The sequence below is a fragment of the Deltaproteobacteria bacterium genome, from assembly GCA_016709225.1.
GTDB classification, from domain to species: domain Bacteria; phylum Myxococcota_A; class Polyangia; order Nannocystales; family Nannocystaceae; genus Xiheibacterium; species Xiheibacterium phototrophicum.
Map to the genome: position 1 here is coordinate 1,782,748 of JADJEE010000012.1, position 12,733 is coordinate 1,795,480.

Genomic DNA, 12,733 nt, shown 5'->3' on the forward strand with positions numbered 1-12,733 from the left:
AGGCCCGAAGAAACCATGGAACCTTCGGCCGCGAGCGGGAATTGACGGGCCATGCTGGCCCGCACGACGCCCCTTGCCCCGTTCGCCCTCTGCCTCGCCCTCGCCTGCGGCACCACTGCCGAGCCCGCCGTGCAGGACGGCTCGACCAGCGACGACGCGACCACCACGGCGACCAGCACGAACTCGGCCTCGACCTCGGCCTCGGCCTCGGACGACGCGGGCAGCTCCGGCACGATGACCACCGCCAGCACTGCGGCCGACGGCAGCTCCGGCACCGACGGCGGCTCGAGCGGTGACTCGGGGCCGGTCGGCGGTGGCGAGTGCGACCCGTTCGCGCAGGACTGTCCCGAGGGCACCAAGTGCATGCCGTGGGCGGACGATGGCGGCGGAGCATGGAACGCGAACAAGTGCGTGCCGGTGGTCGACGGCGGCGGACAGCCTGGCGATCCGTGCAACGTCGAGGGCAGCGGCGTGAGTGGGGTCGACGACTGTGACCTCGGCAGCATGTGCTACAACGTCGACGCGACCACCAACATGGGCACCTGCTACGAGCTGTGTAGCGGGAGCCCGGCGGCGCCGACGTGCCCGCAGACCAATGGCGTCTGTGCGATCTACAACGACGGCGTCCTGCCGCTGTGCCTGACCGCCTGCGATCCCATCACACAGGACTGCCCCGGCTCGCAGCAGCTGTGTGTCGCGAGCCCGGCCAACGACGGGTTCGTGTGCATCCTCGACTCACTGCCCGGCAGTGCCGGCGGCTACGGTGCGCCGTGCGAGTTCGCCAACGCGTGCGACCCCGGGTACTTCTGCACGCCGATGTCGTTCGTGCCCGGCTGCACCAACGGCGGTGGCTGCTGCACCGGCTTCTGCGATCTCGACGCGGCCGATCCCGATGCCCAGTGCGAGGGCCAGGACGGCGGACAGATCTGCCAGCCGTGGTGGAATGGCGAGCCCGCTGCGCCCGGCTTCGAGCACGTGGGCTACTGCGGACTGCCGGCGTGATCGAGCGCGAGCAGGGCTGCGCGCGCGGCCTCGCGCTGGGCCGCGCCACCGTCGTCGATGGCGTCAGTCGCGTCGTCGAGCACGCGCCGCAGCTGCTGCCGCGCTGCCCCGTGATCACCGAGCGCGGCATCGATCTCCGCCAGCCGCAGGCGTCGCCACAGCAGCTGACCATCGCGTGCCGACCCCAGGCGCACGAGCACCGCGAGGCCGGCCGCGAATTCCTGCTGACCCTCTCGGAGCCGACCGGCGCGCGCGAGTGCGTCGCCGAGGTTGAGTCGCGACGCGGCGGTGTCGGGGTGGTCCTCACCGAACGCGGCGCGCCGGATCGCGAGCGCCTCGCGGTGGGCTGCGATGCTCTCGTCGGTGCGGCCCTGCTTGGCGGTGACCGAGCCAAGGTTGTTGAGCACGATCGCGACCTCGGGGTGCGCGTCGCCGAAGCGACGCCGACGCTGCGCCAACACCTCGCGCACCATCGCCTCGGCGGTCGCGCGATCGCCCATGGCCTCGAGCACGGCCGCGACGTTGAGCTGCGAAGCCTCGACCTGCGGGTGATCGTCGCCGTACGCGCGCCGACGCGCGTCGAGAGCCTCGCGATGGCGCGCGAGCGCGGCGTCCCAGCGGCCCAGCTCGAACTCGACGATCGCGATGTTGTTGGCCAGCGCGGCGCGATCCGGGTGGCCCTCGGACAGCGCGGCGCCGTAGATGCGCTCGGCCTCGGCGTAGTGCGCCAGCGCCTCGTCGCGGCGCCGCATCGAAGCCGCGACGTTGCCGAGGTTGACCAGGCTCGCGCCCACGCGGGGATGATCCGGCCCCAGCCACGCGCGGCGGATCGTGAGCGCGCGGCCGTGCTCGACCAGTGCGTCGTCGTAGCGACCCGCCTGCTGCAGGACGTTGCCGAGCTCGCTGTCGACGTTGGCCGTGCGCAGGTCGTCGGCGCCGTGGCTGGCGATCGTCAGCGCGCGCGCGCGATCGAGCTCCTCGATCGCGCGCGTCAGCTCGCCCTGCTGCGCCCACAACATGCCCGACTGCTCGGCCCAGCGCGCCACCGCATCGTCGCCCGTGATGCGCACCTCGGCCCAGCGCAGGAGTCGGCGCGCCAGCGCCAGCTCGCCGCGCGCCCCCACCATCGCGGCGAAGTCGACCAGCACCGCCGCAGCCAGGGCACCGTCGTGGGCGCGCTCGGCCTCGACCAGGGCATCCTCGATCACGCGCTCGGCCGCGCTCGGATCGCCAAGGGCGATGGCGATCGCCGCGGACAGTCGCAGCGTGCGGGCCAGCCGCGCAGGGTCGTCGTCGTGACGCGCGGCCTCGATCGCGCCGGCCACCAGCTCCGCGGCGCGGGCCTCGAGCGCCGCCGCGTGGGCGGCCTCGGCCTCGGCGAAGCGCTGCTCCCACGCTGGATTCGCAACCACGTCGGTGGTGCCCGGCGGCGCGGTCAGGCACGCGCGCGGATCGGCCAGGCCGATCACCAGCTCGCCGCCGCGCTCGACCGCTTCGGGGGCCGCGGTGCGCAGCGCGTCCAGCAGCGAGGTCGCGCGCAGCAGATCGCGATCGAGGCAGCGCTGTACGTCGGCCCACGGCGACCAGCCCTGGCTGCCGCGGACGCACGCGGCCTCGCTGGTCTCGGCCCATGCGCCGGCCCAGCCGTCGAGCTCGCGCGCCAGCACGTCGGCGGTGGCGGCCGCATACGGTCGCTGCGACGCCAGCAAGGCGGCCGTCACCCGCGGCGCCTCGCCGTCGATCAGCGCGCGCGCCCGCGCGGCCTCGACGGCGCACGGCTCGGGGCCACGTCGCGGCCACGCGAGTGCGATCGCGGCGACACCGGCGGCCGCGACCGCCACGGTGAACCACCGACGACGGCGACGACGCGCACCGTCGATCGCCGCGACCACGGCGTCCATGTCCGCGAAACGATCGCGTGGATCGACCGCGAGCGCCCGGATGACGATCCGCGTCAGCCAGCGCGGCGCGGTGCCGGCGAGCCGCGTCGACCAGTACTGTGCCGCGACCCCGGGCTCGGGACTGCAGCGCGCAGGGTGATCGCTGGGCCGGCCACCCAACAACAGCTCGGCGAACGCGGCTGCGAACGCGTACTGATCGCAGGCGGCATCGAAGACCCCGCGGCTGCGCTCCGGTGCGGCGTAGGCCGGACTGCCGCCCTCGGGTGCCGGTCGCGAGCCGCCCAGACGTGCCAGTCCGAAGTCGGCCGCCTTCACGTGGCCGTGACCGTCGATCAGCAGGTTGGCCGGCTTGACGTCGCCGTGCACGACGCCGGCGGCGTGGGCCGCCGCGAGCCCACGCGCGGCCTGTCGCATCGCGGCCATGATCTCGCGCCAACCGTGACCCTCGCGGCCCCATCGCTCGAGGTCGACGCCATCGATCAGCTCCATCGCGACGAACACCGCCGGCGCTGCGCTCCCGAGCGGCGTGAACAACCCCGCGTCGTACACCGTGACCACGTGGGCATCGTTGACGCGGGCGATCGCCCGGGCCTCACCGAGGCGCGCATCGAGCTCGTCGTCGTCGACGCGCGGCTCGAGGATCTTGAGCGCGACGCGTCGATCGAGCGTGGCGTCGTGGGCGACGTAGAGCGTGCCGCTGCCACCCTCGGCGAGGCGATGCAGCAGCGCGTAGCGGCCGATCTGCAGCGCCGCGGTGCCACCGAACACCCGCGCGTCGAGCTCGGCGCGCGCGACCTGCTCGGCCACCGGCCGTGCCTGTCGCGCGCGACGGATCTGCGCGCCGAGATCGTCGTCCTCATCGCCCATGACCGAGCTCGGGTTCTAGCAAGAATCCCCCACCCACGCGGGATCCCGCGCGTCGCCCCCGGAGTCCGCCCATGCACGTCGTCCTGCTGACCCTGTTGTCGTTCGTCCACGAGCCCGGTGGGCTGGCCTCGACACGCGAGCCTGCGAGCGTCACCGGCGGCGCCGCAGCGCTGCCGTGTGCGTGGCCCAGCACGATCGCGGTGCAGACCTCTGGTGGGCTGTGCACCGGCACGCTGATCCATCCGCAGGTCGTCGTCTACGCCGCGCACTGCGGCGACGCGGTCACGCACCTGCGCGTCGGCGACCACGCCGACGTCGCCGCGCGCGAGCTCGACATCGAGGCCTGCCAGGTGAATCCGGACTACCTCGGTGTGACCTCGCAGGCGCAGGACTGGGCCTACTGCACGCTCGCGACCCCGGTCGACGATCTGCCGCTCACACCCGCTGCCTACGGCTGCGAGCTCGACGCGATCGCGGCGGGCACCGAGGTCGTGATCGCGGGCTTCGGGCAGGACGCGCCGGGCATGGGCGCCGGACCCAAACGATGGGCGCTGACCCACATCGTCAGCAGCTTCGGCGCAACCGCGAACATCGGGGGCGACGGCGCCTCGACCTGCCCGGGTGACTCGGGCGGCAGCGCGATGCTGCGACTCGCCGACGGCAGCTGGCGCGCGATCTCGATGGTGTCGACCGGCGTCGACTGTGGCTCGGCCGCGGTGCACGTGCTGATGCGCGCGGCAATCCCATGGATCGAGAGCAGCTCCGGCATCGACGTGACGCCGTGCCACGACGTCGATGGCGGCTGGAATCCAGGCCCCGCCTGCGCCGGCTTCTACGCCGGTGACGGCAGCGAGGACGCGAGCTGGTCCGATGCCTGCGCCGACGTGCCGCGCAGCGCGGCGAGCCAGAGCTGTGGGCCCGCCGCGCCCGATCCAGGCGACGACACCAGCAGCAGCGGCGAGGGCGGCGACGAGCTCGGCACGAGCTCCGACGCCGACCCGACGGCGACCGGCTCGAGCGGGCCGGGTGACGCGGGCAGCAGCGGCGATGCCACCGGCGCCACGGCTCCCGCGGCGCACGGCTGCGCGATCGATCGCCACGACGCCACCGCGGCGCTGCCGTGGGTGGTGCTCGTGGCTGCGCGCCGAAGGCGACGCCCCGCCAACCGTTGACCGCCGCGACGCGCCTACGCGCCCTTGGGGTGCGCGAGGAAGAACTGCACGACCGCCTCGCCCCACACCACGAGGTTGGGATCGTCGCAGCTGGCCCCGACCAGCTCACCGGGCGCGTCGCCGGGATCGTCGGCGCCGGGCATGCAGTGACCGCCGGCGATGGGGTTGTCGCCGATGTAGTCGTGCTCGAGGTACTCGAAGGTCATCGTGTCGCCGGCGAAGCGCTGCCAACGAACGTCGGGATCGTCGAGCACGACCTCGGGCTCGCCGTCGAGGCCGAAGTGTGCGCGCACGGCCTCGACCCGCGGCAGTGCGCAGCCGTAGTTCACCACGAAGTCCTGCGTGCCGTGCAGGTAGAGGATGTCGAGTGGCTCGCTGGGTGACTCGTCGTCGGTGAACTGGCAATCCTCGATGGGGAAGTCGTTGCCGCACGCCGCCCCTGGCGCGACCGAGGCCAGCACGTCGGCGTGGGCGCACGCGAAGCGCCAGGTCATGAACCCGCCCTGCGAGAAGCCGGTGAAGTGCCAGCGGTCGGCATCGACGTGCCACGCCGCCGCGGTGCGCTGCATGAAGTCGAACACCTTGGGATCGTCGATGCCGGGGATCCAGTTCGACAGCGGCGGCGCCGGGTCGGCGTTGGGCTGCACCACGATGTAGCCGTAGCGCTGGCCGAGCGCGCGCATGTTGGTGTTGGAGTCCTGCATCTGCGCGCTCATGGCGAGCCCGTGCACGTCGACGATCATGCCGCAGGGCGCCAGCAGGCACGCTGCGGGCACCTCGACGTCGTAGGTCAGCCCATCGCACACGAACGCGTGGTGACCGGCGGTGACGTCGGTGATGCAGTCGTCGGGCACCGGTTCGGGGAATGGCTCGCCGGTGGTGCCCTCGCTGCTGGCGGCGGCACCCGAGCTCGACTCCGACGACGCCCCGGCGCCGCTGCTGTCACCGCTGCCATCGACGCTGCCGACCGTGGTCTCGCCGCCCCGGGTGGTCGCGACCGTGCCGGCACCGCCGCTGCTGTCGGCGGTGCCGCCGGTCTCGCTGCTGCTGCCGTCGGTGCCGCCATCGAGGCCGGTGCCGGCGCATGCCGACAGCCACGCAACCACGCAACCCGAACGCAGTGCGACACGCCGCCCTTGCACGACCATGGCACCACCAGCATACGCCAAGCGCCGCAGCGCTTGCCGCCCGCCGCGCGAGCGTGCCGGGAGCGACGCCACCGCCGGGTGGTACGCTGGGCGCGGTTCGAGGTTTGGCCCCCGACGACAGCGCAGCCCCACCGGATCGCACGGCGGCATCCGACACCCCGTCGCGGTCCGACCGCGGCGCCGAGGCATCCGCGTCGGCGACGACCGACATCCTCACGCACGCCAACGCGCCGCTACCCGATGCACGCGAGCGACCCCGCACCGAGCCCGCCGCCGCACCGACCGGCGGCTTCGAGCTCGCCCGCGGGAGCGCGCTCGGCCGCTACGTGGTGCTCGAGCGCATCGGCGCCGGAACCATGGGCGTGGTCTTCCGGGCCTACGATCCGGAGCTCGATCGCCGTCTCGCGATCAAGCTCGTCGCGGTGCGCGGCCGCCTACGCAAGCGCGGCGCCGAGGTGCGTGCACGCCTGCTTCGTGAGGCCCAGGCACTCGCGCGCGTCGATCACCCCAACGTGATCCAGGTCCACGACGTCGGCACCTTCGCACCACCGCACGACCACGACGGCGGCGGGCCACTGGTGTTCGTCGCGATGGAGTACGTCGACGGCGGCACCCTGCGCACGTGGTTGGCGGCGCAGCCCCGCGCGTGGCCGGCGATCCTCGACGTGTTCATCCAGGCCGGACGCGGGCTCGCGGCGGCGCACGCTGCCGATCTGATCCATCGCGACTTCAAGCCCGACAACGTGATGGTCGGCCGCGACGGTCGCGTGCGCGTGCTCGACTTCGGGCTCGCACGTGCGGCCTCGGGCGGCAACGAGTCCGCGCCCGAGAGCATCGAGTTCGCCGAGCGGGCGCAGCACTCGGTCGACTTCGACGACGCGCTGACCCAGGATGGCACGATCCTCGGCACGCCGGCCTACATGGCGCCGGAGCTGCACGTGGGCGCGCCGGCGGTCGCCGCATCGGATCAGTTCGCGTTCTGCGTCGCGCTGTGGGAGGCGCTGTACGGCGAGCGACCGTTCGCGGGCGACAGCCACGCTGCAATCGCCTTCAACATCATGCAGGGCCGCGTGCGGGCGGTGCCCAGCGATCGCCGCGTACCGCGGTGGCTGCACCGCGTGCTGCTCTTCGGCCTCGCCGGCGAGGCCAACGATCGCTTCGCGAGCATGACCGCGCTGGTCGACGAGCTCGCCCGTGATCGCGGTCGCATCCGAAGACGCGTCGCGGTCGCGATCGCGATCGGAGGCGTGGCCGCAGCTGCCTATGCAGCCCCACGCGCGACCGACCGCGATCGCGCGTGCCCGGAGCGCGACGAGCGACTGGCGGCGGCGTGGAATCCGGCCGTCCGCGACGAGCTGGCCGCATCGTTCGCGGCCACCTCGCTGCCGTTCGCGCGCGAGAGCTGGCAATCCACCGCCGCGTTGCTCGACGACTTCGGCACGCGTTGGCAGCATGCACGCACCGAGGCCTGCCGCGCGACCCACGTTCGCGGCGAACAGTCGGAGGCGCTGCTCGACCTACGCATGACGTGCCTCGATCGTCGGCTCGGCGACTTCGAGGCGTTGTTGGCGGTGTACCGCACGCCCACGCGCGATGCGGTGGTCGGCGCCGTGGAGGCGGCGCGCGGCCTGCCCGACCTGCGTGACTGCAGCGACACCACCACACTGGTCGCCCACCAGCGCATGCCCGATGATCCTGCGCTGCGCGAGCGCATCACCACCGCGCAGACCGAGCTGACCGGCATCCGCGCGGCGCTCGGCGCCGGCGACTACCGACGCGTGGCGCCGCAGCTGGCTGCGCTGCGCGACGAGCTGCTCGCGATCGACTGGGCGCCGCTGTCGCTCGAGCTGCTGCACTTGCACGCCCGCGTCGAGCTCGAGACCGGCGCAACCACTGCCGCGCGCGACGACTGGGAGCAGGCCTTCGCCGAGGGCATCGTCGCCGGCGATCTCGAGCACGCCGCGTTCGTGGCCAGCAAGCTGGTCTATGTCGCGTCCCGCATGTCGACCATCGAGCGCGGACGCTCGTGGGCCCGCATCGGCCACACCCTGCTGCGCGGCTTCGACGACGACGGCAGCAGCGAGGTCGCGTTGTGGTCGGCCGAGGGCGCGTTGGCGACCACCGCCGGCGAGTGGACCGCGGGGCTCGCCGCGCACCGCCGCGTGCAGGCCTTCTGGGAGCAGCGGGACCCGGCCTCGCCCGAGCTGGCGGTCGCGCTCGGCAATGTCGGCACCATCCTGCGCATGATCGGCGACGCAGCCGGCGCGATGACGCTGCATCGACGCGAGCTCGCGATCTACGAGGCCACCCTCGGCGCCGAGCACCCCGACTGTGCGATCGCGATGCGCCACATCGGCCTGTGCGCGAGCGACCTGGGCGACCAAGACGCGGCCCGGGCCGCGCTGGAGCGGGCGCTGACGATCCTGCGGGCCTCGCAGGGCGACTCGACCGAGGTCGCGACCACGCTCGACGAACTCGGTCGCGTGGCCAGGCGACAAGGCCGTCTGGCCGAGGCCGAGGGCCATCACCGCGAGGCGCTCGCACTGTGGCGACGCGAGCTCGGCGATCGACACCCCGACGTCGTGGTCTCGTGGATGAACGTCGGCTACACGCAGCTGGCCGCGGGCGACCACGCCGGCGCACTCGCCACCTTCGACGAAGCCCTCGCCCACGACGATTCGGGGCCCGATCATCCCCACGCGATCTACGGCGCCAACGCGACCGCCAAGGCGCTGCTGCAGCTCGAGCGCGCCGAAGAGGCACGCACGCGGCTCGAGGCCGCGCTGCGCTCCAAGGCGGTCGCGGAGGTCGATCCCACGTTGGTGGCCGAGACGAAGTTCCTGCTCGCACAGGCCCTCGTCGCCGGCAGCAACGATTCGCAGACGCGTGCCCGCGCCGTCACGCTCGCCGTCGAAGCACACACCAGCTACGCGACCGACGCGACCCGCTACGCAGACGACCTGCGCGAGATCGACGGCTGGCTCGCACACCGCGGCGCGTCGCCGTCGCAGCACCCATGAACCCATGAACCCATGAACCCATGAACCCATGGTGCTCCAGCACGCGAGCGGGAATTCGTCGCCCGCGGGTTTCGATGCCCAAGCGATCGCGCTACGCTGTCGAACTCATGAAGACCGCAGCCACTCCCGTCCTCGTGCTCTCGACCTTCGCACTCGCGCTCGCCACCGCTGGTTGCGAGAAGAAGGGCGAGACCACCAACCCCGATGACGCGACCAAGGCCGACAGTGCCGGCGGTGAGGAAGAGGGCGGCGGCGGTGGCGAGGAAGAGGGCGGCGGCGGTGGCGAGGAAGAGGGCGGCGGCGGCTGGTGATCCCCCGCGGTGCTCGGGAGGCACGCGCCTGCGTGCTCCCGCGGCCCGCTACCGCATGCGATAGGGACAGTCGTCCCCGTCGCAGCGGACGTTGTGTCGCTCCGCGCCCTCGGGCGTGTCGCCCGGCGGAAAGTCGTCGCCCAGCACGGCCACGCTGGGGTCGTAGTCGCGACCGAGGTACCAGCGCGACGCGAGCGCCATGCGATCGAAGTCGAACTTGTCGGCCAGCGCGACGGCGTTGGCGCGTAGCTCGTAGGCACCGAGCTGTCGCCGGCTGTTGCTCGCGACGTAGGTGGTCTGGCGGCTGCTCTCGGCCAGGAACGCATAGCCGGTGGGGAACACCGCGTCGAACGTGACGCGATCGTGCGGATACATCGGCGTGGCGTTGTGGAGGTTCGCGACCACCACCGCGTCGTCGCGCATGTGCGAGCGCAGCAGCTCGTAGTACTCGCGGGTCTTCAGATGGAACGGCACGAACACGCCGCGGAACGCGTCGAGGATGATCATGTCCCACTTGCGCTCGCCGCTGCGTTCGACGAACAGCCGACCATCCGCGGCGTGGGTGCGATAGCGCGGGTCGTCGGGCACCTCGAAGTGCTTGCGCGCCAGTCGGATGACCTCGCCGTCGATGTCGACCGCGTCGACCTCGAGCCCCGGGAAGTGCCGGAATAGATAGTTGCTGAGGGTGCCGCCGCCGAACCCGATCATCAGCAGGCGCTCGACCTTCGGGCGCACGAGGAAGCCGGCCATCATCGTGCGGGTGTAGTCGAGATCGAGCGCCAGCGGCCGCCGACGGTCGAGCCGCGACTCGATGTAGTAGGTGCCGTCGACGACGAAGTACATCGTGCGGACCTCGTCGTTCTCGGCGATCACGATGTGGTTGTAGGGCGAGTGGGCCTCGTCGATGACGCGCTCGCCGGCCGCGAGCCCGCGCCGCGGGGCGTAGGCCCACGCGCCGGCGACCGCGGCAGCACCGGCGCCGAGCAACCATCGACGTCGTGGGATCGGAGGGCGACGCATGCTCTTCGCTACCGGCCGCCTGAGCTTCGCGCGGGCACGCACCGGCCGCAAGCCGGGCCGCCCCCGCCGATCCGCGGCTTTCTGGCGCGGCACCGGATCGCCGTGCTACCGGCACGAGAGCGTGGAGGTGCGCCCCCTTTGGGCCCGCCACCCGAGCTCCGTCATGTCTCGTGCGCTGCGCCCGTCGGCCGCCCTCGGCCTGTCCGTGTCCGCCACCGCCATCGCGGCGATCGGACTGGCGCGCTACGTCGTGCTGCCGATCCTCGAGCGCGCCGACGCGCTGGTCGACGCCAACCTCGCCAAGGCGCTCGCGCAACCGATCCACTTCCGCCTGGCGGAGATCGTGCTCGCGGCCGCGCTGGTGGCGTTCGTGTTGCTGCCGCGCTGGACCCGCTCGCGCCTCGCCGGTGGGCTCGCGATGGTGACGGTGGCCGCGGCCGCGGCATGGCGCGCGTTGCTGCTGCCCGCGCTGTACACCGCGTGGTCGCACGCGGATCTGGTCGCGGGTCGCCCGCTCGATCGACTGCAGGCCGCCCAGCACCTCGACGACTACGAGCAGGCGATGGGCCTGGGCCTGATGGGTCTGTTCGCGATGACGATGTGGATCGGACTGCGCGGCGCGGAGGCGCTCGCCACCGACGACTCGACCGTCACGGCCACGGCGCCCACCCAGATGAGTGCCGCCGGCACCATCGACGTCGCCGCCGATCCGGCCCCCGTGTAGCCCCAGTGTAGCCCCGGTCTAGCCCCGGTCTGGCCCCGGTCTGGCCCCGGTCTGGCCCCGGTCTGGCCCCGGTCTGGCCCCGGTCTGGCCTTCAGCCGGTGCGCTTGAGCGCGGCTGCACCGATCCCGAGCGGCAGCGCGATCGCGGCCCACACCAGCAGGAACGTGCGGCGCAGCCCCGCGAGCGCGTCCGCGAGCTCGGCCTCGATCACGTCGGGTGCACGCACACGCGCATCGTCGACGCCGATGGGATCGGCCACCGCGGTGGCCAGCTCGGTCTCGAGTCGATCGCAGGTCTCGACCGCATCGCGGCGCACCCACGCGAACGCGACCACCACACCCAGCGCGACCGCGACGATGGCACCGAGCAACGCCGAGGTCACGCGATCTTCGGCGAACATGCCCCGCGCGGGCGCGAGCTCGACGTTGCCGCGCATGCTGGTCGAGGCCGCCGCGTGCACCCCCGAGGTGGCGGAGCGCGAGCCCGACGCCGTCGAGTAGCCGCCGCTGCGCGCGGCCGCTGGCTCGAACGTGTCGACCGGCTCGAGCCGCGCGCGCGCGCTCGCCTCGGGCTCGGGTCGCGCACGGGTACCGCTGCGCTCGCTCGACAGCGACTGCGTGCCGAGTGGGGCCTGCGTGAGGCCGGCGGCCGCCAGATCGAGCTCGACGCGCTCGCCCGCGGCCGGCGGAGCGAACTTCGCCGAGCGCGGACCACCGCCGAGCGCCTCGGCGCTGATGACCGGCGCACCGGGATCGAGCGTGGGTGCGGCACCTTCGCTCGCCGCTGGGATCGCGCGATCGCTCGGGCGCGGACCGGCGGCGGCGGGCCGTGGCGATGCGGCAGCGACGGCGGGCGGTCGCGCGACGGGATTGCCCACCACCGTCGCCGGGGCCGGCGCGGGGTTCGAGCCCGCGCCGCGTTCGATCGCCGCGGCACCCACCGGCCGCGCCGGCACCTCGAAGTCGTCGACCGACTCGAGCCGCGAGATCGAGATCAAGTCGCGATCGTCACCGCCCTGGGCGAACATCGGCGCCGGGGGTGGCGACGCACCGGCGCGCTCGTGATCGGGCTCGAGCGTGAGAACGCCGGAGGTCTCCCGCGACGGTCGCAGGTCGACCACCGCCCCGAGCCCCTGCAGCGACCGCGCCGCGACCACCGCCTCGGCCTGCGTGAGCCGACGATGGACCTCGAGACCGCCGCCGGCGAGCCCGAGTCGCACCGCCGCGGCGGGCATCGCGAACCGCTCGACGATGCCGCGTGCGAGCTCTTCGAGGCCCTCGGCGCCAGCACGGCGAGCCCCCACGATGACGACGTCGAAGAGATCGTTCCCACCCACGGTCAGGAACTCCAGCGTACCCCGCCTGCTGGGTTTTTTTGTGGCGATCGGCCCCCGGCGTATGCTGCCGCGGCCCATGAGCCGAACCGCCGATCGCGAGCCCTGCCGTTGCCGTCGGCACCCCAGTGCCCTCGCCCGACGGTGCGCGCGACATCCTGTCGCGACCGCGGCCGTCGACGCGGGCGTGCCGGGCCAAGATGTCGCGCAGGCCCCGTGGGCCCCCACGCCGACG

The 12,733-nt window shown here is 73.1% G+C and carries 9 protein-coding genes; 5 read left to right on the top strand and 4 right to left on the bottom strand.

The window, feature by feature from the left end; all coding sequences use genetic code 11:
- The first annotated feature begins 51 nt into the window (after nucleotides 1-51).
- On the top strand, nucleotides 52-1,002 hold the full coding sequence (locus IPH07_32375; protein ID MBK6922133.1) for a hypothetical protein: 951 nt from the start codon (nucleotides 52-54) through the stop codon (nucleotides 1,000-1,002).
- Here the strand turns inward: IPH07_32375 and IPH07_32380 are convergent.
- Entirely contained in the window at nucleotides 981-3,770 is a 2,790-nt protein-coding gene (locus tag IPH07_32380; GenBank protein MBK6922134.1) for a serine/threonine protein kinase, read from the bottom strand. The genes IPH07_32375 and IPH07_32380 overlap by 22 nt on opposite strands.
- 71 nt (nucleotides 3,771-3,841) lie before the next feature.
- Here IPH07_32380 and IPH07_32385 point away from each other — a divergent pair, with 71 nt between their 5' ends.
- Nucleotides 3,842-4,942, top strand: coding sequence for a trypsin-like serine protease (locus tag IPH07_32385; protein ID MBK6922135.1), 1,101 nt, complete (start codon nucleotides 3,842-3,844; stop codon nucleotides 4,940-4,942).
- A 14-nt stretch (nucleotides 4,943-4,956) separates the two neighbouring features.
- Here IPH07_32385 and IPH07_32390 read toward each other — a convergent pair whose 3' ends face one another.
- Nucleotides 4,957-6,090 (bottom strand): hypothetical protein, encoded by a 1,134-nt coding sequence (locus IPH07_32390; protein ID MBK6922136.1) that lies wholly within the window; start codon nucleotides 6,088-6,090, stop codon nucleotides 4,957-4,959.
- Nucleotides 6,091-6,194: 104 nt separating this feature from the next.
- On the opposite strand from IPH07_32390, the gene IPH07_32395 reads away from it, so the two are divergent.
- Complete coding sequence (locus IPH07_32395) at nucleotides 6,195-9,110, top strand: tetratricopeptide repeat protein (protein ID MBK6922137.1); 2,916 nt, start codon at nucleotides 6,195-6,197, stop codon at nucleotides 9,108-9,110.
- Between the two features lie 107 nt (nucleotides 9,111-9,217).
- Nucleotides 9,218-9,421, top strand: a complete 204-nt coding sequence (locus tag IPH07_32400; protein ID MBK6922138.1) for a hypothetical protein — start codon at nucleotides 9,218-9,220, stop codon at nucleotides 9,419-9,421.
- A 48-nt stretch (nucleotides 9,422-9,469) separates the two neighbouring features.
- Here IPH07_32400 and IPH07_32405 read toward each other — a convergent pair whose 3' ends face one another.
- Complete coding sequence (locus IPH07_32405; GenBank protein MBK6922139.1) at nucleotides 9,470-10,441, bottom strand: fused MFS/spermidine synthase; 972 nt, start codon at nucleotides 10,439-10,441, stop codon at nucleotides 9,470-9,472.
- 205 nt (nucleotides 10,442-10,646) lie between these two features.
- On the opposite strand from IPH07_32405, the gene IPH07_32410 reads away from it, so the two are divergent.
- Nucleotides 10,647-11,165, top strand: coding sequence for a hypothetical protein (locus IPH07_32410; GenBank protein MBK6922140.1), 519 nt, complete (start codon nucleotides 10,647-10,649; stop codon nucleotides 11,163-11,165).
- A gap of 91 nt (nucleotides 11,166-11,256) precedes the next feature.
- On the opposite strand, the gene IPH07_32415 is transcribed toward IPH07_32410, so the two are convergent.
- Complete coding sequence (locus IPH07_32415; protein ID MBK6922141.1) at nucleotides 11,257-12,501, bottom strand: hypothetical protein; 1,245 nt, start codon at nucleotides 12,499-12,501, stop codon at nucleotides 11,257-11,259.
- Nucleotides 12,502-12,733 lie beyond the last annotated feature (232 nt).

Bases quoted from the DNA above. Each gene is read 5' to 3' on its own strand.
- IPH07_32385 (MBK6922135.1), top strand. From the start codon at position 3,842: ATGCACGTCGTCCTGCTGACCCTGTTGTCGTTCGTCCACGAGCCCGGT.
- IPH07_32405 (MBK6922139.1), bottom strand. From the start codon at position 10,441: ATGCGTCGCCCTCCGATCCCACGACGTCGATGGTTGCTCGGCGCCGGT.
- IPH07_32380 (MBK6922134.1), bottom strand. From the start codon at position 3,770: ATGGGCGATGAGGACGACGATCTCGGCGCGCAGATCCGTCGCGCGCGA.
- IPH07_32390 (MBK6922136.1), bottom strand. From the start codon at position 6,090: ATGGTCGTGCAAGGGCGGCGTGTCGCACTGCGTTCGGGTTGCGTGGTT.
- IPH07_32375 (MBK6922133.1), top strand. From the start codon at position 52: ATGCTGGCCCGCACGACGCCCCTTGCCCCGTTCGCCCTCTGCCTCGCC.
- IPH07_32400 (MBK6922138.1), top strand. From the start codon at position 9,218: ATGAAGACCGCAGCCACTCCCGTCCTCGTGCTCTCGACCTTCGCACTC.